The organism is Nocardia anocheti, assembly GCF_029675105.1.
Classification (GTDB): Bacteria; Actinomycetota; Actinomycetes; order Mycobacteriales; family Mycobacteriaceae; genus Nocardia.
Genome location: NZ_JAQQFV010000004.1, coordinates 1 through 23031, shown reverse-complemented (window position 1 = coordinate 23031; position 23031 = coordinate 1). Strand labels below are relative to the sequence as shown.

General features: G+C 71.2%; 19 protein-coding genes. 6 read left to right on the top strand and 13 right to left on the bottom strand.

The window, feature by feature from the left end:
- Positions 1–3 precede the first annotated feature (3 nt).
- The gene (locus tag QC180_RS11075) at positions 4–945 is read right to left on the bottom strand and encodes an NAD(P)H-dependent flavin oxidoreductase (RefSeq protein WP_278263122.1); all 942 of its coding nucleotides are present in this window, start codon (positions 943–945) and stop codon (positions 4–6) included.
- Between the two features lie 94 nt (positions 946–1039).
- On the opposite strand from QC180_RS11075, the gene QC180_RS11070 reads away from it, so the two are divergent.
- The gene (locus QC180_RS11070) at positions 1040–1339 is read left to right on the top strand and encodes a hypothetical protein (RefSeq protein WP_278262601.1); all 300 of its coding nucleotides are present in this window, start codon (positions 1040–1042) and stop codon (positions 1337–1339) included.
- Here QC180_RS11070 and QC180_RS11065 read toward each other — a convergent pair.
- Positions 1275–1613 (bottom strand): hypothetical protein, encoded by a 339-nt coding sequence (locus QC180_RS11065; RefSeq protein WP_278262600.1) that lies wholly within the window; start codon positions 1611–1613, stop codon positions 1275–1277. The two genes, QC180_RS11070 and QC180_RS11065, sit on opposite strands and share 65 nt — an antisense overlap.
- Positions 1614–1740: 127 nt before the next feature.
- Between QC180_RS11065 and QC180_RS11060 the strand changes: the two genes are divergently transcribed.
- Together QC180_RS11060 and QC180_RS11055 are read left to right on the top strand one after the other, a co-directional pair.
- Positions 1741–2409, top strand: coding sequence for a class I SAM-dependent methyltransferase (locus QC180_RS11060; protein ID WP_278262599.1), 669 nt, complete (start codon positions 1741–1743; stop codon positions 2407–2409).
- A 70-nt stretch (positions 2410–2479) separates the two neighbouring features.
- Positions 2480–3133 (top strand): HD domain-containing protein, encoded by a 654-nt coding sequence (locus tag QC180_RS11055; protein WP_278262598.1) that lies wholly within the window; start codon positions 2480–2482, stop codon positions 3131–3133.
- 61 nt (positions 3134–3194) lie between these two features.
- Here the strand turns inward: QC180_RS11055 and QC180_RS11050 are convergent, their stop codons facing one another.
- The 5 genes from QC180_RS11050 to QC180_RS11030 are packed head-to-tail and all read right to left on the bottom strand — an operon-like array spanning position 3195 to position 8887.
- Positions 3195–3917 (bottom strand): copper homeostasis protein CutC, encoded by a 723-nt coding sequence (locus QC180_RS11050; protein ID WP_278262597.1) that lies wholly within the window; start codon positions 3915–3917, stop codon positions 3195–3197.
- 1 nt (position 3918) lies between these two features.
- Positions 3919–4698 carry a glucosamine-6-phosphate deaminase gene (nagB, locus tag QC180_RS11045; protein ID WP_278262596.1) on the bottom strand — a complete coding sequence of 260 codons (780 nt, stop codon included), beginning with the start codon at positions 4696–4698 and terminating at the stop codon, positions 3919–3921.
- On the bottom strand, positions 4698–5867 hold the full coding sequence (locus tag QC180_RS11040; protein WP_278262595.1) for an N-acetylglucosamine-6-phosphate deacetylase: 1170 nt from the start codon (positions 5865–5867) through the stop codon (positions 4698–4700). The genes nagB and QC180_RS11040 overlap by 1 nt, the downstream gene beginning before the upstream one ends.
- Positions 5864–7534: a phosphoenolpyruvate--protein phosphotransferase gene (ptsP, locus tag QC180_RS11035; protein WP_278262594.1), complete on the bottom strand. Its 1671-nt coding sequence runs from the start codon at positions 7532–7534 to the stop codon at positions 5864–5866. Before ptsP ends, QC180_RS11040 begins: the two co-directional genes overlap by 4 nt.
- A gap of 6 nt (positions 7535–7540) precedes the next feature.
- Positions 7541–8887, bottom strand: a complete 1347-nt coding sequence (locus QC180_RS11030; RefSeq protein WP_278262593.1) for a PTS transporter subunit EIIC — start codon at positions 8885–8887, stop codon at positions 7541–7543.
- A 202-nt stretch (positions 8888–9089) separates the two neighbouring features.
- Here QC180_RS11030 and QC180_RS11025 point away from each other — a divergent pair, with 202 nt between their 5' ends.
- The gene (locus QC180_RS11025; RefSeq protein ID WP_278262592.1) at positions 9090–9320 is read left to right on the top strand and encodes a PTS sugar transporter subunit IIB; all 231 of its coding nucleotides are present in this window, start codon (positions 9090–9092) and stop codon (positions 9318–9320) included.
- Complete coding sequence (locus tag QC180_RS11020) at positions 9317–9772, top strand: PTS sugar transporter subunit IIA (protein ID WP_278262591.1); 456 nt, start codon at positions 9317–9319, stop codon at positions 9770–9772. Before QC180_RS11025 ends, QC180_RS11020 begins: the two co-directional genes overlap by 4 nt.
- 9 nt (positions 9773–9781) lie before the next feature.
- Here QC180_RS11020 and QC180_RS11015 read toward each other — a convergent pair whose 3' ends face one another.
- Together QC180_RS11015 and QC180_RS11010 are read right to left on the bottom strand one after the other, a co-directional pair.
- Positions 9782–10051: a hypothetical protein gene (locus QC180_RS11015; RefSeq protein ID WP_278262590.1), complete on the bottom strand. Its 270-nt coding sequence runs from the start codon at positions 10049–10051 to the stop codon at positions 9782–9784.
- 144 nt (positions 10052–10195) lie between these two features.
- Positions 10196–13480: a DEAD/DEAH box helicase gene (locus QC180_RS11010; protein WP_278262589.1), complete on the bottom strand. Its 3285-nt coding sequence runs from the start codon at positions 13478–13480 to the stop codon at positions 10196–10198.
- A 145-nt stretch (positions 13481–13625) separates the two neighbouring features.
- Here QC180_RS11010 and QC180_RS11005 point away from each other — a divergent pair, with 145 nt between their 5' ends.
- A complete protein-coding gene (locus tag QC180_RS11005) occupies positions 13626–13859 on the top strand; it encodes a hypothetical protein (protein ID WP_278262588.1) in 234 nt (77 codons plus the stop codon).
- On the opposite strand, the gene QC180_RS11000 is transcribed toward QC180_RS11005, so the two are convergent.
- From QC180_RS11000 to QC180_RS10985, 4 genes are all read right to left on the bottom strand, one after another.
- The gene (locus QC180_RS11000; RefSeq protein WP_278262587.1) at positions 13799–15148 is read right to left on the bottom strand and encodes an aminotransferase class I/II-fold pyridoxal phosphate-dependent enzyme; all 1350 of its coding nucleotides are present in this window, start codon (positions 15146–15148) and stop codon (positions 13799–13801) included. The two genes, QC180_RS11005 and QC180_RS11000, sit on opposite strands and share 61 nt — an antisense overlap.
- Positions 15145–21456 (bottom strand): type I polyketide synthase, encoded by a 6312-nt coding sequence (locus QC180_RS10995; protein ID WP_278262586.1) that lies wholly within the window; start codon positions 21454–21456, stop codon positions 15145–15147. Before QC180_RS10995 ends, QC180_RS11000 begins: the two co-directional genes overlap by 4 nt.
- Positions 21457–21508: 52 nt before the next feature.
- Positions 21509–22105, bottom strand: coding sequence for a GNAT family N-acetyltransferase (locus QC180_RS10990; protein WP_278262585.1), 597 nt, complete (start codon positions 22103–22105; stop codon positions 21509–21511).
- 207 nt (positions 22106–22312) lie between these two features.
- A partial coding sequence (locus tag QC180_RS10985; RefSeq protein WP_347567318.1) for a SanA/YdcF family protein occupies positions 22313–23031 on the bottom strand: 719 nt, incomplete at its 5' end.

Below are 23031 nucleotides of genomic sequence, written 5' to 3'. Positions count from 1 at the left end.
GGCTCACCGTCCGGCCAGCAATTCCGCGGCCGCCGTGCACAGCCGGTCGATGATGTCGGCCGCGGGTTCGATATGGGTGACCAGCCCGACGCCCTGCCCCGCGTCGACCGGCGCCAGCCGTGGATCGTCGGCGGCGATGGCGGCGCGCAGCCGCTCGGGCGACGGGCGCTGATCGTCGTCGAGCCACGGATCGGTGAACTCGTTGCGCAGCACCCGGGCCGGGTAGATCGGCGGCCACGGCAGGTCGAGGGCCTCGTCGAAGGAGGTGGTGAGCACGGTGCCGGTGGAGTCGGCGGCGAGCATGGCCAGTCGGGCGGACTCGGGCAGCAGCGATTCCTCGGCGGCGGCCAGACAGGTCCCCAGCCAGGCGCCGGACGCGCCCGCCGCGAGCACCGCCGCGAGGGTGCGTCCCGACCCGATCCCGCCCGCCGCCAGCACCGGCACGGTCGCGATCTCGAGCACCGCGTCCAGCAGCGGCATCAACGCCATCCGGTCGGCCCCGTGCCCGCCGCCCTCGTTGCCGCGCGCCACCAGGATGTCGACGCCCGCGTCCTGGGCGCGGTGCGCGCCCGGCGCGTCGTAGACCTGGGTGACGGCACGAATCCCCGCCGCCCGCACCCGCGGTACCCAGGAGAAGTCGGTTCCGAAACTGACCGAGATGATCCGTGGTTTCGCCTCGATCGCGGTCTCGAGCAGCCCCGATTCACGCTGACGCACCCAGTCGACCAGCCCGATCCCGTCGACCGGACCCTCGGCCGCCCCCAGCTCACGCCGTAGCGCCTCGACCGAGCCCGCGCTGCCCATCCCGATCATCCCGAGCGCACCGGCCGTCGACACCGCCCGCGCCAGCCGTCCACCCGCCGCGCCACCCATCGGGGCATTGACCACGGGCACCCGCAGCCCCATGTCCTGTGACCACGGTGTCGACAGTTCCAGCTCGGGCATCGGTGCGCCTTTCTCCCAGGACAGTGCCGCCTCCATCATGGCAGTACCGCCGAGCACCCCCGGCCACCCCGCGCGCACGCGTATCGTCGACGCCATGCTCAGGGATCGACTCGTGCGGGTGTGCGCCGAGCCGCCGATGATCTTCGGCGAACCGATCGACCGGCCGGACGGATCCACCGTGATCACCGTGACCGGCGGGGCCGGACTGCTGCGCGGCCAGGGCCCGCTCGGCGTCGTCGTCGTGCACGACGGCCACGCGGAATGGACGCCGGTGGTCGACGCGAACCGCATCGCTCAGCTGGGCGAATGGATCGGTCTGCTCACCGGAGTCATCGCGGCGCTGGCGGTTCTGCGTCGCCCGCCCTGGCCGGACCTGCGCTCGCGCCGCGACTGAGTCCGGCCGCCGCGAGCGTCTCGAATCGGTGCCACGCCTGCTCGGGGGACAGCGGCGTCGCGTGGTCGATCATGTCGGCGATCAGCCCGACCAGTCCCCAGGACAGGAAGGTGATCGTGCCGTCGGGCCGCTGGCCGAGTACCTCGCCGAGCAGCTCGGCACAGCTGCGCCGGTAGGACCGCAGGACCGTGCCGCTCACCTTGGGCCCGACCAGCGGGCGGTAGACCTCGGGATAGTGCGCGGCCAGCTCGAACATCACCCGCAGCGGTGCCACCGGGGAGCCGGGCGCGGCGGTCGGCCATGCGCTCCTCCTGAACGGATTCGCCGGAACTGTGCGGAAACGAACTGTTCCGGCGCTGTTGTGCCTGGTGACGGGCGTGCGGACGTTCGACCATGGACGCATGTCCCGACCTCAGCTTCTCACTCCCATGTTCGTCGACCACGCGGGCACCGGCCTGGTCATCGCGGGCCTGCGCCGCTACAACCTGTTCACCACGCTGTTCTTCCTCGGCCGCCATCGCAGGCTGCTCGCCGAATTCGTCACGCTGTCCGGCGCGCGGGGCGGCGAGCACGCGCTCGATATCGGTTGTGGCCCCGGCAAACTCGTCCGCGCGCTCGGTGCGGCGGTCGGGCCGGGTGGCGCGGCGGTCGGCATCGACCCGTCCGCCACCGCGATCGCCGACAACCGTCGCCGTGACCGCGCCGCCCAGCACCGGTACGAGGTCGGCCCGGCCCAGGATCTGCCACTGCCCGACGCCGCGTTCGATGTCGTCACCTGCACATTCGTCATGCACCACATCCCCGAGGCGCAGCGCACGGCCGCGCTGGCGCAGATGTGGCGGGTGCTGCGACCCGGCGGACGGGTGCTGCTCGCCGACGCCTCGCCGTCGCCTCGGCTGCGCCGGGCGCTGTCGGTGGTTCTCCGCAGTGGCGGAGACCCCTTCGCCGCCGTCGACATTCGGCACTACACCGAACCGCTGCGCGCTCTCGGGTTCACCGAGCTCACCTACACCCGGAGCCGGGATCAGACCGGCATCCTCACCGGCATCAAGCCCACCCGGCTGACCTGATCACGGCATTCTTGTCGGTGCTCTCGGCTAGGGTCGATCTCGACGGAGCAATCGAGCACGGGGGTGTCAGATGGAGTTCGGCGGTATTGCCCAGCGGGAAGCCGACGCGCGCGAGTTCGCTCGCACGGCGCACGGCGAGCAGAAGTACGGTCAGGCGCCCTACATCACCCATCTGGCGGCCGTGCGCGCGGTCCTGGACGACTTCGGCTACGACGGCGCGCTGGGCGCGGCGGCCTGGCTGCACGACGTCATCGAGGACACGCCGGTCACGGCCGAAGAGGTCGAATCCCGTTTCGGCCGTGAGGTTCTCGACCTCGTCTGGGCGGTCACCGGCATCGGCCCGGACCGCAAGGCCCGCAATCTCGACGCCTACGGCAAGATCGCCGCCCATCCGCCCTCGGTCATCCTCAAACTGGCCGACCGTACCGCCAATGCCGAGGCCAGCCCGCCCGGAAGCAGCTGGATGGGCATGTACCGCACCGAACACGCGCTGTTCAAGGCCCATCTCGGCGATCTGTTGGCCGACGATCCCACTGTCGCGCGCATGTGGGCGCGCCTGGAGGACCGCCTGGACCTGACAGTCACGCCACCGACCATCGAGCAGTGGGCCGAGATCGATCGACTCTTCGCCGAGGGGAACAAGCAGGCCGCCATCGACGCGGTCTGCGGGGCCTTCGAGTGCACCCGAGACGAAGCCGAACTGGTGTTGATCGAACGGAGCTAGCGGCGATGTGGGAGGGTTCTCGGCCTCCCACGCCGGGGGTTGTCGTGATGGCTTCGCCGGATCACGTCCACCGCTCTTCGCGCACCGCGGCCACGGCAGCGGTCGCGATGGTGACATCCAATGTCTCACGCGGAGCGTCACCACCACCCGGCCCGGCATCACCGGCCACCACACGGCGAGCCGAAAGATGGATGGCATCGACACCGGCGTTCCGCAGTGCCGCGATATCGGCGACCCGAACACCGCCACCGGCCATGACCTCCACACCACGGTCGGCGTGCTCCACCAGCGCCGCCAGCGCGCCCAGCCCCTCGACACAGCTGGGCGCACCACCGGAAGACAGGACACGGCGGAAACCCAGCTCGCGGAGAACATCCAGCGCCGCGAACTGATCGGAGACCTGATCGACAGCCCGATGGAAGGTGAGCTCGCCCTGCCCGAGCCGGAGGCCCTCGACCAGCCGCTCCAGCGCGGGCACATCCACTTCGCGCTGCTCGGTGAGCGCACCGACCACCACACCGGCGGCCCCGGCCTGCATCGCGGCGACGGCGTCGGCGGCCATCACCGCGAGTTCGTCCTCGTCGTAGACGAAATCGCCGGGACGGCACCGGATCAGCACATGCACCGGCACCCCGGTCGCCACCGCGCCCTCGATCAGGCCGAGGCTCGGCGTGATCCCGCCCGTGCCGCCGAGCGCCGAGCACAACTCCACTCGGTCGGCGCCCAACTGTCGGGCGAGCCGCGCGCCCGCCACGTCCTGCACCGCGAACTCGAGCGCGGTCATCTCAGAACGACTGCCAGGCGGGCTTGTTCGCGAGCGCGTACCGGTAGTAGTCGGCCAGCTTCAGCTTGCTCGCCGCGCCCTCGTCGATCACCACCGTGACGTGCGGATGCCACTGCATCACCGAGGCCGGGCAGAAGGCCGACAGCGGTCCCTCGGCGGCGGCCGCGATGGCGTCGGCCTTGCCCGCGCCCAGCGCGATCATCACCAGATGCCCGGCGTCCCTGATGGTTCCGAGTCCCTGGGTGAGCACGTGATGGGGCACGTCCTCGGGGCCGTCGAAGAAGCGGGCATTGTCCTCGCGGGTCTGTGCGGTGAGAGTCTTGACGCGGGTACGCGAGGTGAGCGCCGAGCCGGGCTCGTTGAAACCGATGTGGCCGTCGGTGCCGATGCCGAGCAACTGCACGTCGACGCCGCCCGCCGCGGCGATCGCGGCGTCGTAGCGGCGGCCCTCGCCCGCGATGTCCCCGGCCTCGCCGTTCGGGCTCAGCACGCGCGCCGGATCGAGGTTGACGTGGTCGACGAACTCCGCGCGGATCACCGAGAAATACGACTGCGGATGCTCTTTCGGCAAGCCGACGTACTCGTCGAGCAGGAACGCGCTCGCCGTGGCGAAGTCGAGGTCGCCCGCCTGATACCGGCGTGCCAGCTCCTGATAGCTGCCCAGCGGCGATGACCCGGTGGCCAGCCCCAGGATCGCGTTCCCGCGCTCCACGTAGCCGCCGACGATATCGGCGACCGTGCGCGCCACCTCGTTCTCGTCCGCCCGGATGACGATTTCCATCAGGTTCCCTCCGTTCCGGCGACGAACACCCGCCGCGGCTGCAGTGACTGGTCGGTGACGAGCAGATCGGCGCGCGCGCCGACGGTGAGGGTCCCGCGCTCACCGTCGAGGCCGAGCATGCGCGCGGGTGTGCGGGTGGCGGCGGTGACGGCGTCCGACAGCGCGACCCCGGCCACCCGCACGGTCCAGCGCAGGACGTCCACCAGCCGGGCCGTGCCACCCGCGATGGCCCCCGGCGACTCGTCCTCGGTGGCGAGCCGCGCGATCCGGTCCCGTACGCGCACGTCCAGGGCGCCGAGCCGGTAGTCGCCGTCGGGCATGCCCGCGGCCGCCATGGCGTCGGAGACCAGCGCGATCCGGTCGGGGCCGACGGTGTCGAACACCATCGCGACGGTCTCCGGCGCCAGATGCACACCGTCGGCGATCAATTCGACCACCATCTCCCCGCGCCCGGCCGCGGCCAGACACGCGGCCACCGGGCCGGGGGAGCGGTGGTGCAGCGCGGGCATGCCGTTGAACAGGTGCGTCGCGGTGAGCGGTCCGTTCGCGGCGGCGCGGATGCGCGCGGTGGTGGTGGCCGCGTCGGCATCGGTGTGCCCGAGGCTGGGCAGGACGCCGTGGTGCCGCATGGCGGCGAGGAGGGCGTCGAAATGCGCGGTCTCCGGCGCCAGCGTCATCGACCGGACGGTGCCCCGCGCGGCCGCGAGGACCCGCTCGAACAGGGCCGGATCACCGGGAACGATCGCGGCGGGATCCTGGGCGCCGCACCGCACCGCGTTGAGGAACGGCCCCTCCAGATGCACCCCGAGCAGTTCCCCGTCCTCGACCAGATCGGCGAGCACGGCCGCCTGCTCGACCAACACCTCCGGCCGCGCCGACACCAGACTGCCCAGCAACCCGGTCGTCCCGTGCCGTCGATGATGCGCGGCGGCCACCCGCGCCCCGGCCGCGTCCGCATTGGGAAACCCGAACCCCGCCGCACCGTGACAGTGCAGATCGATCAGACCGGGCAGAACCAGTTCCGCCCGGAGCTCCGGAAGCCGTTCGGGCGCTGGATAATCGGCGGTGGCACCCACCCAGCGGATCCGTCCGTCGGCGAACTCCACCACCCCGTCGCCGATCTCGCCGGACGGGGTGCCGACGAGATGCCCACGCACGATGTCCGTCACGGCCGCCCGCGCCGGATGATCGCGGTCACCGCGTCGCGCGCCGCCTGCGGATTCCGCGCCGCACAGGCCGCGTCGGCCGCCTCCCGGCACTGCTCGATACCGACCTCGGCCAGCGCCGCGCGCACTGCGGGCAGCGCGGGCGCCGACATCGACAGACTCGTCACCCCGAGCCCCACCAGCACCGGTGCCAGCGCCGGGTCCGAGGCGGCCTCACCACACACTCCCACCGACTTGCCCGCCGCGGTTCCGGCCGCGCCGACCATCGCGATCAGGTCGAGCACCGCGGGCTGCCACGGATCGAGCAGATGCGCCAGCCCGCCCGCCATCCGGTCGACGGCGCAGGTGTACTGGCTCAGATCGTTGGTGCCGATACTGACGAAGTCCAGGTGCGCGAGCAGGTCCGGGGCGCGCAGGGCCGCCGCCGGGATCTCGATCATGGCGCCCACCTTCGTCAGCCCGGATTCCCTGGCCAGCGCGGCGAATCCGGCCGCTTCGTCGGCGGTGGCCACCATCGGCGCCATCACCCACAGGTCCGCGCCCGTCGCCGCGCCCGCCCGCGCCAAGGCGGTGAGCTGGGTGGCGAGGGTGTCGGGAAAGACCGTGCCGATGCGCAGGCCGCGCACGCCCAGCGCCGGGTTCTCCTCGGTGCCGAGATCGAGGAAGGGCAGCGGCTTGTCGGACCCGGCGTCGAGCGTGCGCACGACCACCTGTCGCCCGGCGAACTGCTCGAGCACCGTGGTGTAGGACGCGGTCTGCTCGTCGAGCGAGGGCGCCGCCACCTTGCCGAGATACATGAACTCGGTGCGGAACAGGCCGACCCCCTCACTGTCGACCGGCCCCGCCTTCACCGCGTCCTCGACCGTGCCGATGTTCACCAGCAGCGGCACCGGCGTTCCGTCGGCGGTGTGTCCGGGTCCGCCCGCCGCCGCGAGTCGGGCGGCGTCGGCGGCCGCCTGTTCCGCCGCGGCCCGCTGTCGCAGTGGGCTCGGATCGATCACGACCTCGCCGGTGCCGCCGTCGATCAGTACCGGCGCGTTCTCGATCAGCCGATCGGTGTCCGGGCAGTTCACCACCGCGGGCAGGCCCAGCGATTTCGCCAGAATCGCGGTGTGACTGGTCGGCCCGCCCTCGGTGGTGAGCAGGCCGACCACCTCGCTGTCGCCGAGCATGGCGGTGTCGGCGGGCGCCAGATCTCGTGCGACGAGGACAAACGGATAGCCGGGTTCGGGAATGCCGGGCATCGGCTCGCCGAGCAGCACCGCGACGGTGCGGCCGCCGATATCGCGCAGGTCGGTCGCCCGCTCGGCCATGTAGCCGCCCAGCGCCTCGAGCTTGGCGCAGAACCCCTCGAACGCCAGGTGCACCGCGTGCGCCGTCGGCATGCCCGCCGCCAGTTCCTTCTCGGTGGCGGCCACGATGCCCGGGTCCCTGGCCATGGTCGCCGACATGGACAGGATCTCCGCGGCGACGCCGGTCACCCGTTTCGCCCTGGCCTGCATCTCCTCGGCCACGCCGCCGAGCGCGTCCTTCACCCGGGCGAGTTCCTCGGCGGGGGAGCCGCCGACCGGGTCCTGCGCGGAGGTCTCGAGCTGCGCGCCGAAGCGCAGCCACGGCGCGGACACCACACCGGGGCTCACTCCGAGGCCGCGGATCACCTGTTCGGGCATCGGGCGTCACTCACCTTCCAGTTTCTTGTCCAGCTTCGCTTCGGTCTCGGCGACCGAGGGCGCGTCGACGCGGGTGTCGCCGGTGGCGGTCAGCGCCGCTTCGGCTTCCACCGCGGCCACATCGGGAGCGCCCACCTCGACATCGGTTTCGGCCTCGCGACCGGGTGTGCGCAGATTCCACTTCTTGATCACGAAGCTGAACAGCAGGTAGTAGATCACCGCGTACCCGAGTCCGATCGGGATCAGCATCCACGCGTTGGTCGCCTTGCCGAAGTTCAGCAGATAGTCGATCGCGCCCGCCGAGAAGGTGAACCCGTCGTGGATGCCGAGCGCGTTCACCAAGGCCATCGACGTACCGGTCAGGATCGCGTGCACCACATACAGCGGCCAGGCCACGAACATGAACGAGAACTCGAGCGGCTCGGTGATCCCGGTGACGAACGCGGTCAGGCCGGTGGAGAGCATGATGCCGCCGACCAGCTTCTTCTGCGAGGGCCGCGCGTTGCGCCAGATGGCCAGCGCCGCGGCGGGCAGCGCGAACATCATGATCGGGAAGAAGCCGGTCATGAAGGTGCCCGCGGTGGGGTCACCGGCGAAGAAACGGTTGAGGTCACCGCGCACCAGCTGCCCGGAGGCGTCGGTGTAGTCGCCGACCAGGAACCAGACCGTGGAGTTCAGGATGTGGTGCAGCCCGGTCGGAATGAGCAGCCGGTTGGCCGCGCCGTAGATGCCGCCGCCGACCACCGTGTTGTCCGCGACGGTCTCACCCACCCAGGTGAGCGCGGAATTGAACGCCGGGTAGACGAACGACATCGCGACACCGACCACCAGACCGGTCACCGCCGTCAGGATCGGCACCAGCCGCCTGCCGTTGAAGAAGCCGAGGAAATCGGGCAGTTTCGTGCGGTAGTACCGCTGCCACAGGATCGCCGAGAGCAGACCCATCACGATGCCGCCGAGCACGCCGTAGTTGATCAGCGCCTGCTCGCCCTGGGGATCGGTCTTGCCCTCCAACACGATCGGCGACATCGCCTCGAACACGCCGTTGATCACCATGTAGCCGACCACCGCGGCCAACGCGGTCGAGCCGTCGGACTTCTTGGCCCAGCCGATCGCGATGCCGACGGCGAAGATCAGCGGCAACCAGGTGAACACCGCCTGTCCGGCGGCGGAGATGACCGACGCGGTGCTGTGCAGGGCGGAGAACCTGCCGAGCAGGTCGTCCTGGCCGAGCCGCAGCAGGATGCCCGCCGCGGGGAGCACCGCGATCGGCAGCATGAGGCTGCGACCCAGGCGCTGCAGACCCGCGAACACCTTCGATTCTTGCTGGGGGCTGTCGGTAACGGCAGTCATGTCGACCCTCTTCGACGAGCCGGACGGCGGGGAGCGATCCGGGAGAACTGTTGTGAACCAGTGACCCTGACGGGTACTGTCCGGTCATAACCAGTTGTCAGTTTGACCAGGTGGGTGTCGGATGTCAACCGCGAAATATGACGTGGCGCACATTCGAGGCTCCCATACTGGAACCGGCAACCACCGCGGAAAGGGAGAAGACATGTCCAAAGCGGAAGCGATCGTCGCCGGGCTGGGTGGCGCGGACAACATCGTCGAGATCGAGGCCTGCATCACGCGTCTGCGCACCGAGGTCAAGGACGGCGGCAAGGTCGACGAGGCCGCGCTCAAGGCGGCGGGCGCGCACGGCGTCCTCAAGTCCGGGTCGGTGGTTCAGGTCGTCGTCGGGCCCGAGGCCGACACCCTCGCCGAGGACATCGAGGACATCCTGTGAGCGTGCCCGTCCTGGCTCCGCTGCCCGGCACGGTCCGTGCGCTCGCCGACGTCCCCGACCCGGTGTTCGCCGGTCAGATCGTCGGCTCCGGCGTGGCCATCGACCCCGACCGCACCCGCGGCCCACTCACCGTCGTGGCTCCCATCGCGGGCAAGATCCTCAAACTCCACCCGCATGCCTTCGTCATCCTCGGCGCGGGCGTCGGCGTGCTGGTCCACCTCGGCATCGACACCGTCAAACTCGAGGGCAAGGGTTTCGACCTGCACGTCACCGAGAAGGCCGACGTGCAACCCGGCACCCCCATCGTCACCTGGGACCTCACCGCCCTCGACGACACCGGCTACGCCCCCATCTGCCCCATCGTCGTCATGGACTCCCCGAAAGACTCCATCCACCCCACCACCCTGAACACCACCGTCGAACCCGGCACCCTCCTGTTCGACGCGCCGTAGTCGCGCCCCTCAAACGGGCTCGCAGCCGATGCCGTCTCCGTTGTCGTCGAGTTGGTACTCGTCCGGCCCGATCACGCGCACGCGCCCGGTGTAGCCGGGGCCGTCGCCACCACCGCCGATACAGTCGACATCGCTGTTGATCGGTACGCACGGGTCATAGGACGGGTGGCAGTCGCGGGCCGCCGGGGACAGTGGGTCCGCGGCAGCTGCCGACGGCAGGGCGATCGCGATCGCCAGGGCGGCGCCCGCGATCGATCCGACCAGCGCGGTGGTTCTCATGACGGCTCCGATCACTCGATATGAACCCAGCAATTCTCCCGCGAATCACGGGCGATGTGCCGGGTGGAGATCGAATCGTTCGGAGAGGCGGTGAACGGTTGCGGCCGCGCACCGCCTCCGTCACGGACCGGCCACGCCGGACCCCTACGGGCTGACCGGCTGGCGGACTTCGGTGTGGAGGGGCCAGTGGGTGGCCAGTTGCTCGAAATAGCGCTGGCTGCTCCACAATCGGTGGTTGCCGATGACGTAGACGCGGCGGCGGGCACGGGACACGGCGGCGTTGAGGACGTCGGGGTTCGCGGCGGCCCAGCGGCGCGAACCGCCCGCGGGCGGCGAGGTGCCCAGCACCAGCACGACGACCTCGGCGGAATCGCTGTGCATGGCGTGCACGGTGCCCACCTGCCGGGCCGCGAACTCCGGTCCCAGCACCGACCGGGCAACATCCCGGGCACCCCGCGCGACATCGCGGAACGGGCTGAGCACCCGGATGTCGGCGGCCGCGACCCCGTCCTCGATCAGTTGCCCGAGCAGCGTGGCCAGCGCCTCGCCCTCACCGGGAATCCAGTTCCCCTCCGCACCCACCGACCGCACATCGATCCACCGGTTCCCGCCGCCGGGGAACTCCGGCCGCTCGGGCGTGCCGAAGAACAGCAGGTCCTCGTCGTAGGCGAGACGATGGGTCAGTTCGAAGATGGGCAGATCGCTGCGCCGGTGCACCCGCAGCGGCGTGCCGACCCACACCGGCCCGTCGGCATCGGACGGGGACAGCCAGGTCCCGTAGCGCACGCCCCGATCGGCGGCACTGCGCGCGGTCGCCCGGTCCGGCAGCCATTCGCGCTCGAGCCCGTACCGGCGCACCAGCTCCTCCTGCGCCGAGGTGGGCAGCACCCCGACCGGTCCCAATTGACGATGATCACCCACGATCACCGCCCGCCGCGTCCGCCACAGCCCACCGGCCACCGACTGCGGCGCCGCCTGCCCGGCATCGTCGACGAACAACCAACCCAGCGCCTCGCGCCCCAACCCGGCGAACAGCGTCGGCAGGGCGGCGAAGGTCGTGGTCACCATCGGGACCGCGAGGAACAGCGTCTGCCACGCGGCCGCGATCGTCTCCGGCTTGGGCGTCACCTCCAGCTCGCCGCGGATCAGCGCGATGACGACGATCAGGTTGTCACGCACCCGCGGCGCCGCGTTGAGCAGGAACGCCCGATGCACCTTCAACGCCGACAGGAACACCTCGCGCCGCGCCGTCGCGTACTGCTCGTCGGCCCACGGATTGCACAGCTGGAACTGCTCTTCGTCCCCGGCCACATCGCCGAACGGGATGGTGCGCGCCCAGTTCTCGCGCGCCCGCTCGATCACATCGAGCGCGTTCTCCCGCCGGGTCGTGAGCGCGAGGTGGTCGCGAATGAGCCCGCGTCCGTGCTCGGCGGCCTGCGCCCACTGCTCGCGCGCGTGGTCGACCTCGCTCTGCCTGCGCCGCGTCTCCGCCTCGGCCGCGTGACGTTCGCGCAGCAACTCGGTGCTGCGCGCGCTCCACCGCCGCCCCGACCGGAACCCGGTCGACAGTGACGCCAGGAACCCCGGCTTCTGCTCACGGTGCTCACCGAGTAACTTGCCCGCCCGATGATGCGCCGCCTGCGCGGCCCGCAACTGCTCGGTCGCCGCCTGATGACGTTGCCGCCAGTGCGCGTGCGCGTCGTCGGCCTCGGCGATCTCGTCGGCCATCGACTGCAGCGCCGTGTTCATGTCGGGCAGTTCGGCGACCGCGTCGGCGACATCCTGACGTTCCTGCGCGAGCCTGCGCACCTCGGCCCGCCTGGTCGCGAAGTCGCGCACCGCAGTCGACCAGTCCGGGATCGAATCCGGGTCCGACTCGGCCTGTTTGAGGATATCGAGCATGCCGACCGTCGACGGCTCGTTCTTGCGCTCGGTGGCGAACCGCTCACCGAACCAGAACTGTTCGCCGTAGCTGCGGCGCGCGCCGCCCAGCGCCGCGGCCACCAGCCCCCAGGCGGGCTCGCCGCCCACGAGTTCGGCCAGCTCGGTGAAGTGGTTGAGCCGCACGCCGGAATCGACGGCGTCGCGATGCTGGATCTCGGTGACCACCGCGGCCGCGGCCTCGTCGCTGCCCGTCGTCAGCACCACCTCGAAGCCGGTGACCTGCGGTGCCAGCCGATGCGCGCCGACGGTGTAGTTCCTGGCCACCTGCACCTGTTCGGTGATCCCGGTGAACGCCGCCATCGGATCGTCGAAGGTGGCCAGCTGGGCGGCCCGTTCGACCACGATCCCCGCGAGCAGATCCCGCAGCATGGTGGTCGTGCCGGTGCCGGGCGCGCCGTGGACAGCGAAGATCCCGGCCTCGTCGCGCAATTCGGCCATGGCCCGGTCGACGGCGAACTGCTGTCCCGACACCAGTGGGTCGCCCGGCCAACGCCCGTCCGGCACGAGGTGGGGGAGCAGTCCCTCGACCACCGCGTCCTGGCGCCTGCGCACATCGATGCGGTCGTCGGTCGGCAGGGCGGCGGTCGGCGCGAGGTAATCGCGCAGTGCCGCACCGATATCGCCCCGGTCGACCGCCTCGGCGAGCGTGCGGAGGTCGGGGCCGAGGCCACTGTTGAGCCGGTCTTCGACGCTGTCGGCGTCGCGGGTGGCGACCTGCACGCAGGCCACCCGCACCCCACCCGCGCGCAGTTCGGAGCGGATACCCAGCGCGCTGCACAGCTCGCCGGTGAAGGTCTGTAGGTCGCGTCCGGTGAGCTGGGGCGCCTCGCCCAGGTCCTCGGGATCGTCGGAGCGCACCCGCTGCGCGAAGGCCAGCGCGGACATGCCCGCCAGTCCCGGCGAGATCACGCCGTCGGCCCCCGCCGCGAGCAGAGAGGCCCCGACTCCGCGACCGGCTACATCCAGCCAGCGGGCCGTCTGCTGTTCGGCGTCGGGCAGCGCCGCGTCTCTGGTCAGGGTGTCGAAGGCGGCGGTGAACGCCGCCGAGTCGTGCCGGAAGCCCTGTGCCCAGCTCGGATCGGTGGGTCCCGGCTCCCGCAGCCGGTTGATCGCCCAGGCCAGACCGGACAGCGTCGCCGAACCACCCACCACCACACCGTCTCCGGTGAGGGTCACCGCGAAAGCGGCCGTGGTCCCCGCGCGCCGGGCGTCGGCGGCGCGGTGGTCGTCGCCGAAGGCCCGGATCAGCGCCTCGCGCGCCCGGCCGAGCCCGAACAACCCGCCGTACACGACGAACTGCCAGCCGCGTCCGGCGCGCAACGCCGGTAGTGCCGCGCCGTCCTCCCACGGCGCTGGTCCTTCCGCGGCGAGCTCGACGACAAGCCCGTCGGCCGTCGGACCGACATCGGGAACACGATGCGGACCGAACAACTCCACGGTCTGCCAGAAACGTACGAGCCGCGCGGCGTGCTCGGATCCGCCCACGATGCACCCCATTCCCTCGGCCACCATGACAACCCCGACCACGCTACGCGATAGCAATTCCCCTGGCACGACCCCCCGAGAGTCCCGCCCGGCGTGGCGCGAATACACGTTGCGCCCGAACCCCCACTGCCGCACCCTGGTCCGCATGGACGAACTCCGCCGCGCCGCCGACCTCTTCGCGGTCGGCGAACTCCACGACGAACGCCTCTCACTCGTCGCCGCCGAGGCCCTGGCCCGCGGCCACGACACGCCCGCCCTACGCGCCGATCGGGAACTACCAGCCGCCGCGCCTCTCGCGGCGAGCCCGATTGCGCAGCTTCACTGCGCGTCTCCGAGATCGGGCAGTTCCTCGGCGGCCCTGACCGCCGCGGCCAGCTGATCGGCCGCCCCGCGCAGCTGCTCGGGGGAGTGCTCGGAGGTGAGGAAGAACCGCACCCGCTCACCGCCGACCGGAACAGCGGGCGCCGAGATCGGCCCGGCGTAGATGCCGTGCTGGAGCAGCCGCGAGGCGACGTATCCCACGCGCAGTTCCTGCGGGATGAGCACCGGACAGATCGGCGTCCCCTGCGAGACACCGAGATCGAGCCCGCGTTCGGTGAGCAGCCCGTGGAACAGCTCGGCGTTGGCCCACAGCCGGGTCAGCCGCTGCGGTTCGCCATCGAGGATGTCGAGCGCGGCCAGCGCGGCGCCGATGGTGGACGGCGCCGGTCCGCCACTGAGCGTCGCCACCCCCGGCGCGCACACCTTCATCGCCCCGATCAGATCCGCGTCCCCGGCGACGAACCCGCCGCAACTACCCAGCGCCTTCGACAGCGTCCCCATCCAGATGTCCACCCCATCGCCCGCCAGCGCGAAATGCTCCCGCACCCCGCGCCCGGTCGCGCCGAGCACCCCGAACGAATGCGCTTCGTCGACCATCACCGCGCAATCGAACTCCCTGGCCACCTCAGCGATCTCGGCGACCCGCCCGATCGTGCCGTCCATGCTGTAGTGCCCCTCGACCACCACCAGCGCCCGATCGAAATTGCCGCGCGCCATCCGCAACACCGACCGCAGCGACTCCGGATCGTTGTGCCGGAACGTGAGCTGCCGCGCCCCCGCCCACCGCACTCCCGAACTCACACTGCGATGGATCAGCGCGTCACAGATAGCCACGTCACCGGCGCCGAGCAGGAACCCGATAACCCCGGCATTGGTGAGATAGCCGCTGGTGGTCACCATCGCGTCGTCGACGTCGTACATCGTCGCCAGCCGCTCTTCGAGCTCGCCGTAGAGCGGGATCTCCCCGGCGACGATCCGCGAGGCCGACGCCGACGCGCCGTAGTTGTCGAGCGCGTCCTTGGCCGCCTGCACCACCTTCGGATGATTGGCCAGCCCGAGATAGTTGTAGGCGCTGAAGTTCACCAGCTGCCGCCCCTGCCACCGGATCACGGTGTCATTGGGACTCTCCCTGGTGAGGAACACCGGATTGGGCATCCCGAACTGCTCGTGCACCGCCGCGATCATGGCGCGCTTGTTCGCCATGGCCGCCACCTCGGGATGATCGGCGAACTGCCGTCCGGGACCCCGCCGCCGGACGGGCGCCTGCGCCGGGGCGGGCGCGGTGGTCCCACCCGTTCCCGCGGCCGACAGCAACTTCCGGGCCAGCTCCCGCGCCGATTCGCTCACGCCGCCACCCCACCGACGATCGCCTCGGCCACCCGCGCACCGGCCTGCTCGAGACTGAACGAGCGCCCCATCTTCATCGTCATCAGATCCACCCCGAGCGATTTCGACACCAGCGCACCGAATTCCACCGCCATCAGCGAATCCAGCCCGAGTTCGGGCACCGGCACCGTGAGGTCGATCGAATCCGCCGCCACCCCCATCACCTGGGCCAGCTGTTCGGCCAGCATGTAGGCCACCACCTCGCCGCGCTTGTCCTCGTCGAGTTCGGCCAGCTCGGCCCGCAACCGCGCCGCCGCCGAATCGTCCTGCGCCGCCGCGGCGATCTGGGCGGCGAGCCGTCCGGTCTGGGCGAAGAACGGCGCGGTGGCGGCCACCTTCGCCCAGTCGATCGGGATGATCGCGGCCTGGGTGACGCCGAGTCGCAGCGCCTGTTCCAGGTAGCGGGTGCCCTCGTCCATATCGAGCGAATCGAAGCCGGTGGTGCGCAGATAGCGGGCGATGTTCTCGTCGGCGGCGGCCATGCCACCGCCCGACATGTGTCCCCACCCGACCGCCAGCGCCGTCCCACCCGCCCGGACCACCGAGTCCGCGACGGCGTGCAACGCGGAATTGGCGGCGGTATAGGCGAATTGACCGACCCCGCCGAACATCGCCGACCCCGAGGAGTACAGCACGAACTGGTCGAGCCGCACCTCCGCGGCGCGCAACCCCGCCACCAGGGCGTGCACCCCGTCCACCTTCGGCCGGAACACCGTCGCCAGGCTGTGCTCGTCCATCACCGTGACCCGCTTGTCGTCGATCACCCCGGCGGTGTGGAACACCCCGCGCAACGGATGTCGCGGCTCGTGCGCCCGCGCGATCACCCCGGCCACGGCCTCGGCATCGGTGACGTCGACCTTCTCCTCGATCACCGTCACCCCCTGCTCCTGCCACGCCGCGACCTGCCCGAGCGCCGCGTCCGTGCGGGCCCCACCGCGCCCGATCAGCGTCAACCGCGTGGCGCCCCGCCCGACCAGCCAGCGTCCGGTGGCCAGGCCGAAGGCGCCGAATCCACCGGTGACCAGGTAGTTCGCCGTTGCGTCGATCGTCACCTCGGGCAGCGTCGGCCGCACCAGCGGCTCGGTCTCGGTGAGATCCAACGCGATCCGGTGCGTCCCGGTGGACCGGGCGACCGCCTCGAACGCCTGCCCGACCTCGGCCGTGCCGTAGCCGACGAACGGCAACGCCCGGTAGGTGCCGTCGTCGAAGCGGGTGTTCACCTCGCGCACCAGATCGAGCACGGCGGTGGGCCGCGCCCGCAGCATGCGGTCCAGATCGAAGGAGTAGTACGCGATGTTCTTGTCGAAGGCGGACAGCTCCAGCACCCCACCCGCGTAGATATCGGCCTTGCCGATCTCCACGATCCGCCCGAATTCCGCGACCATGGTGAAGTTCTGGCGCTGCAGTTCGCCCGGCGCGGTACTGAGGATCACGTCGACCCCGCGTCCGCCGGTCAGCGCGGCCACCTCGTCGACCAGACTCAGCGACCGCGACCCCAGCACGTGATCGGCGCCCTCGGCCAGCACCCGCGCCCGCCGCTGCTCGCTGCTCGCCGTGCCGATCACGACGGCCCCGTGCCGCTTCGCGATCTGCACCGCCGCCGTGCCGACGCCACCGGCCGCACCGTGCACCAGCACCGTCTCGCCCGGCCGCACCCGCGCCAGCTCGAGCAGCGCGTGCTCGGCCGTGGCGAAGGCGGTGCCGCTGGTACAGCGCCCCGGATCGGTCTCGGGTTCGACCCGCGCGACCCGTTCGGCCGCGGTGGTGTGGAACCGCGCGATCATGCCCCGCGAGGTCACCACCACCGCGTCCCCGACCGCGATCCCGCGCACGTCCGCGCCGACCCGAACCACCGTGCCCGCGCCTTCCATCCCCGGCACGGTCCCGAAATACGTCGGCGCCAGCTCACGCTCGCCGAGCAGCCCGATCACCTTCAGCGCGTCCTTGTAGTTGAGCCCGACCGCGCGCATCCGCACCTCGACCTCACCGGCCCCGGGCGCGCGTCGCTCGCACCGGCGCCACCCCAGCTTCGCGAACGTGCGCGAGGCGGGCAGTTCCAGCGCGAAATTCGCCTCCGGATCGGTGAGCGGTGCGGCGGTGTCGAGCGCGTCGAGCCGCTGCGGCAGCGACCGGTCCACGACCGTGGTCCAGCGCAATCCGTCGCGCAACACGATCTCGTCACCGAGGTCGTAGGTGAACGCGCCGGGAATGGTGAGCTCGGCCGCCAGGTCGGCGGGCTGCGTGTCCGCGTCGACGTCGACCAGCCGCCACCGCAACCGTGTCTGCTCGTTGAGCAGCACCCGCCGCGCCCCGGCCACCGCGGCCTGCCCGGGATCGGGCGGCGTGGTGTCGGCGGGATGCGCGTAGGCGTGCGCGGTGACGACCGTGGCGTGCAGTGCCCCGTCCCCGGTCATCGGGATCTCGACCCCGAGCTCGATCGCCCGGTGATCGAGGAACCCCTCCAGCGCCACCGCGACCCGTCGCAGCGCCCACAGACCCGCGACATCGCCCGCCCCGGGCACCACGCAGACGTGCACCCGCGACACCGCCTCGGTGGCGACCACCTCGCGCAGCTGCCGCGTCAGCGTCGCCTCCAGCTCGTCGTCGGCCGGATCGAGCGCCAGCACCGCCGCGCCGATCCCGCTGTCGCACACCGCCTTGTGTACCCGCTCGACCCGATCCTCGGCCCCGATCCCCACGATCAGGGTGAACATCGCGTCGGTGCCGGGCAGCGCGGCCGGATCGACCGGTTCGCGCAACTCCCAGCGGTCCTCGTAGAACAGTTCCGTCATCCGCTGCAACGGCCCGGCCCCCGGTGTCAACGACCCGAACCGCACACCCCGGATCTGCAGACACACCGCGTCCCCGTCGAGCAGATCGATGTCGGCGACCGGCGCGTCACCCTCGGACAACCGCGCGATCACCGTCACCTGCGCGGGCAGCGCGGCCAGCCGCCGCACCGACGCGACCCCGACCGGCACCATCGCCCCTTCGCGCGAGCCACCGCGCGCGGCCAGCAGCGCCGCCACCGTCTGCAGCGCCGCGTCCACCACCGCCGGATGCGCGAGATACCCGGCGTCGGTGTCGATCTCGCCGTCGATCCGCGCCACCACGGTCGCCGGGTCCAGCCAGATCTCGGTGACCCGCCGGAACGTCGGCCCGTATTCGAGCCCCGCCGCGGCCAGCCCCGCGTAGAAACCGGCGGGATCGACCGCCACCATCCCGGTGCGTTCGGGCAGCTCGGCGGTGGTCGGATCATAGGAACCCTCGACGACCCGTCCCAGCGCGTGCACCGTCCAGTGCGATCCGGCCGCGCCCCGCGAGCGGATCGTGAACCGCCGCGTCGACTCCTCGAGATGCAGTTCGACGACCGGCGCGTCACCCCCGTCGACGACCAGCGGCGCGACGAACCGCACCCCCTCCAGCCCCACCTGGGCCGATTCCGTCCGTACCGCCGCCGCGCTCAGCGCCGCCTCCAGATACCCCGCGCCCGGCAGGATCCGCATCCCACCGACCACGTGATCGTCGAGCCACGGCTGCGCCGCCACGGTCAGGTGCCGCCGCCAGGTGGTCGGATCGTCGGGATGCGGGTCACCCAGCATCGGCAGCGCCCCCGGCGTCCCGTGCCGCAGCAACCGCAGCTCGGGCAGTTCGGAACGCAGCCGCGTGCGCTGCCACGGGTATCGCGGCAGGTCCACCTGCGGCGTCGGCCCGTCCACCTCGGTGAACAGCGCGTTCACGTCGAGCGCTCCCGCCGCGTAGAGATCCGCCAGCACCTGACGCATGCTGTGGGTGTCCCGCTGCTTGCGGTGCAGCGTGGCCACGCTCGTGCCGACCTCGCCCGTCCCGATCAGGATCTCCCGGATGTTCGCCCCGAGCACCGGATGCGGCCCGACCTCCAGGAACACCCGGTGCCCCGCGCGCACGACGGCGCCGATCGCGTCGGCGAACCGCACCGGATTGCGCACATTCGCACACCAGTACTCTGCGTCCCAGCCGTCCCCGGTCACCGGCGCGCCGGTCACCGTGGAGTACAGCGGAACACGCGGCTCGGCCACCGTCAGCCCGGCCAGCACACCACGCAGTTCCTCCAGAATCGGATCCATCAGCGCGCTGTGATACGGCACCTCGACGGTCAACCGCCGCGCGAAAACCCCCTGCTCGGTGAGCGATTCGGCGATCTCGTCCAACCTGTCGACCGCACCGGCCAGCGTCACCGCCGACGGACTGTTGATCGCCGCGATGTCGACCGTGTCGTCCGCGGTGAGCATTTCCCGCACCGCGTCCGGCCCCAGCCCCACCGCCAGCATTCCGCCTGTGCCCGCCGTCGTCGCCTGCAACCGCGCCCGGTGGTAGCTCACCAGCACCGCGTCGCGCAGCGACAGCATGCCCGTCACGTAGGCCGCCGCCACCTCGCCGACACTGTGGCCCACCACCACCGCGGGCTCGATCCCGCGCTCCCGCAAGGCCGCGAACAGCGCGACCTGCACCAGGAAGTTGGCGGGCTGCGCCACCGCGGTGGTGCTCACCCGCGACTCGTCCTCCGGCCGCAGCAACTCCTCGACGATCGACCAGCCCGCGACCGCCTGGAACTCCGCGTCCACCCGCCGCGCCTCCTCGGCGAAAACCCCCTCGGCGGTCAGCAGTTCCCGCGCCATACCCCACCACTGCGGACCCATCCCGGTGAACACGAACACCGGCTCGGCCGCCTTCTTGGCCACCGTACGCCCGACCCGACCCGCCCCGGTACCGAGCCCGACCAACCCCTCGACCAGCTCGGCGTCGTCCCCGAAGGCGATCCCGGCCCGCACCGGATGATGATGCCGCCGCCGCCACGCGGCCTCGGCCAACGCCGCCGGATCCGCACCCTCGGCGATCCGCTGGGCCACCCCGAGCGCCAGCTGCCGCACCGCCGCCTCCGACCGCGCCGACAACGGCATGACCCCGAAATGCTCCGGCGCCCTACGCGATCCGTCCGCTCCCCGATACTCCTGCAGAATCGCGTGCGCGTTCGTGCCGCCGTACCCGAACCCGTTGACGGCCACCGTCATCCGCTCGACCTCGGCCCCCACCGGCTCCGCCTCGGTCTGCACCCGGAGGCCCCACTCCGCGAACGGGATCTCCGGATTCGGCGTGTCCAGCCACCCCTGCGGCGGAATCGTCCGATGTCGCACCGCCAGCGCCGATTTGATGACACTCGCGATCCCCGACGCCGCCTCGGTATGCCCCAGCGTCGCCTTCAACGACCCGACCCCGAGCGTCCCCGACCGCCCCGTCGACACCCCGTACGCCCGCCCGATCGCCCGCAGCTCCAGCGGATCACCCACCGGCGTCCCGGTCCCGTGCGCCTCCACATACGTGACATCCCTGGCCGCGACACCCGACCGCCGAATCACCGTGCGCGCCAACGCCTCCTGTGCGGCGGCGTTGGGGACGGTGATGGCGGTGGTCCGCCCGTCCTGATTGGTCCCGGTGGCCTTGACCACCGCGTAGATCCGATCGCCGTCGCACTCGGCGTCGGCCAGCGTCTTCAGCACCACGATGCCCGCGCCCTCGCCGCGCCCGTACCCGTCGGCCGCCGCGTCGAACGGCTTGCTGCGCCCGTCCGCCGCCAGGAACCCGCCCTTGCACATCGACACGAACGTCTCCGGCTGCACCATCACGTTCACGCCACCGGCGATCGCCAGGTCACAGTCCCCGTTCGCGATCGCCTGGCACGCCAGATGCAGCGCGACCAGCGACGACGAACAGGCCGTATCCACCGTGACCGCGGGCCCCTGTAAGTCCAGCGCGTAGGCGATGCGATTCGACAGCATGGTGTAGGACACCCCGACCGCGGTGTGCAGATCCACATGCGGCAGCGCGGGCCCGACCGAGGTCGCCAGCTGATCCAGCGTGAACGCCCCGACGAACACCCCCAGCGCGGCACCCGCGCTGCGTCCGGCGATCCCGGCGTCGTCGAGCGCCTCCCACGCCACCTCCAGCACCAGCCGCTGCTGCGGGTCCATCGCCGTCGCCTCGCGCGGCGAGATGCCGAAGAACTCCGGGTCGAACTCCCACGGATCTCCGGTCATGAACGCGGCGCGCTTGGTGTACATCCGGCCGGGAGCGCGTCGATCGGCGTCGTAGTAGCGTCGCCAGTCCCAGCGCTCCGCCGGGATCTCGCGCACTCCGTCGCGTTTGTCGATCACGAAGTCCCAGAAGGACTCGGGTGAATCGATGCCGCCCGCGTAGCGGCAGCCGATACCGACGATGGCAATGTCAGGCATGGGGAATCCTCGTCCAACTCGGGATTTCGTACGGTCGGCGCAGCGCCGCCGGTCAGTTCTGCCGGGGCCGACGAACGATGACGTTCAGTTCGGGCCCCGCGCTACCCAGGCGCACCGCGCCGACGCGCTCGTTACCCAGCGCCTGGTAGTAGCCCACATTGGCGTCCTTGCAGATCCCGCAGATCGCGGCACCCTCCCGGTCCGCCCGCTCGGTGAACGACGCGTACAGCGCGCGCCCGACACCGCTGCGCTGCAGAGTCGGGTCGGTCCCGAGATACACATGGAAGAAATGCGGGTCGGCGGGCGCCGCGCGGTCCATGGCCGCGTCCACCTCGATCCCGCGCCGCACCGCCGGGCCCATCGCGGCGAGAAGCTGTGGGCCCGCGATCATTTCGCGCCATCCACCCGGCCGATACCCCCGCGGATACCACAGCAGCGCACCGACCACCTGCTCGTCCAACACCGCCACCTCGGCCCCGCCCGCGGGCAGGAAACGATGCGTGATCATGGCCCGCAGCATCCGGGGAGCGCGCCGCCGACGCACGGCCTCGTCCGGGAAGATGTACTCGTCGATGGGGTCGTCGTAGGCGAAGGCCCCCGCCAGGACATCCACCATTCCGGTGATGTCCGCCCGCGTCGCGGTGCGCACGACGGGACTGAGCTTCGATCTCAAAACTGTTGTACCTCAAACGATCTGCGCGTACTCCGAGACGTGGGGATCGCCCCGGCAGTCGGCGGTCGTCAGGCTAGCCCAGCGTGTCGCGCAGTCCGGGCGTTTCGTACGACCGGCCACGTTTTGTAAAGTTTTGTGCGCCGATATCGAGGCGATTCCGGCTCTGCCACACCAGTTTTGGGGTCAAGACAGCAGCATCTGAGCGACCGCCTTCGGCGCCGCCAGCCACTCCCGGATGTTGTTACGGAACTCGGTCTGCGGCCTGCACTCGCAGTAGGCGATCACCCCGTCGGCGTCGATCCCCGTCTCCCGGCACAGCGCCACCGCCCGCGGCAGGTGCTGATACTGCGTGACGATGATGGCCCGCTCCACCCCGAACATCGTCCGCGCCCGCGCACACGTCTCCCGCGTCGAGAACCCCTCACCATCGGCCCGCACGATCGCCGGGTCCACCCCGTGCTCGCTCAGATACCGACTCATCGACGCGATCTCGTCCCCCGACGATCCACCCGCGTCCCCGGACAACAGAATCTCCCCGGCCTTCCCCGCCGCCACCAACTCGATCGCCACATCCAACCGCCCCCGCAGATACGCCATCGGCGTCCCGTCCTCGGCCACCTTCGCCCCCGGCACGATCACCACCGGCACCACGGGCGCCCCCGCTACATCACCGCGATGCTCCGAAGACAACGCCCACAGCGCCATATTCGACCCGACCGTCACCAAGGCCAACCCGGTCACCACCACGACCCCGGCCCCGACGACCCGCCGCCACCCCCGCCGCTTCCTCTTCTCGGTCACGTCCGCTGACCTCTTGCGCCGCATCGTCGTTCCCTCCCGTTGTCGAGGCAGGCCGAGCGTCACCGTACCGCCCATCGGCGCCGAAATACGCTCCGACCAGC